The organism is Streptomyces beigongshangae, from assembly GCF_019710745.1.
In the GTDB taxonomy this organism is placed as follows: domain Bacteria; phylum Actinomycetota; class Actinomycetes; order Streptomycetales; family Streptomycetaceae; genus Streptomyces; species Streptomyces beigongshangae.
Genome location: NZ_JAHKJW010000172.1, coordinates 1 through 1003, shown reverse-complemented (window position 1 = coordinate 1003; position 1003 = coordinate 1). Strand labels below are relative to the sequence as shown.

Sequence of the window (1003 nt, the reverse complement as noted above, 5' to 3'; positions counted from 1 at the left end):
GGCACCGGCCTCAGCAACCCGCGCCGACACCCACTCCACCCGGAACAACGAGTCACGACCGGTGAGGTCGAGTTCTCCGGTCGCCAGCGGACGCACGGTCAGGGACTCAACCGAGGCGACGGGCGCCCCTGCGGTGTCGGCCAGTTCGAGGGCCATGGCACCGTCGGCGTCCCGGGTGAGCCGGACCCGCAGAGCTGACGCGCCGGAAGCGTGCAGACGCACTCCCTCCCAGGAGAACGGAACCCCGCCGCGACCCTCGTCGTCGATCGCGAAGGCGTGCAGGGCGGCGTCGAAGAGTGCCGGGTGCAGCCCAAAGGCACCGCCGTCGGTCCCGTCCTCCAGCGCGATCTCGGCGAACAGGTCGTCGCCGCGCCGCCAGGCGGCCCGCAGGCCCTGGAAGGTGGGACCGTAGGCGAAGCCGGCTTCGGCGAGGCGCTCGTAGCAGTCGGTCACGTCGACCGGCGCGGCATCCCGCGGCGGCCACACCGACGCGTCGAAGCCCGTGGCCGGAGTGGTTCCGCGGGCCAGGGCTCCGGTGGCGTGAACGGTCCACGGGCCGTGGCTGTCGTCCTCGGTGCGCGCGTGCACGGCGAGAGAGCACCGGCCGTCCTCGTCAGGCACACCGACCCGCACCTGTATCTGGATGCCACCCCTGTCGGGCAGTACCAGCGGCGTGGACAGGGTCAGTTCCTCGACCGTGTCGCAGCCCACCTCGTCGGCGGCCCGGACGGCGAGTTCCAGCAGAGCCGTGCCCGGCACCAGTACGGCGCCCTGGACGACATGGTCGGCCAGCCACGGGTGGGACTGCGTCGACAGTCGGCCGGTGAGGACGACGCCGTCCGTGCCCTCTCCACCGGCGAGTTCGACGGCCGCACCGAGCAGCGGGTGCCCGGCGGCGCCGAGCCCGGCGAAGCGCACGTCTCCGGTACGGGTCGACGTAGCGGCAGGCCAGTAGCGCTGCCGCTGGAAGGCATAGGTGGGCAGGTCGACGGCACGGGCGCCG

Annotated in this window: 1 protein-coding gene; it reads right to left on the bottom strand. The window is 73.2% G+C overall.

Going from position 1 to position 1003, the window contains the following annotated elements:
• A partial coding sequence (locus tag KM933_RS38670; protein WP_221362352.1) for a polyketide synthase dehydratase domain-containing protein occupies positions 1–1003 on the bottom strand: 1003 nt, incomplete at both ends.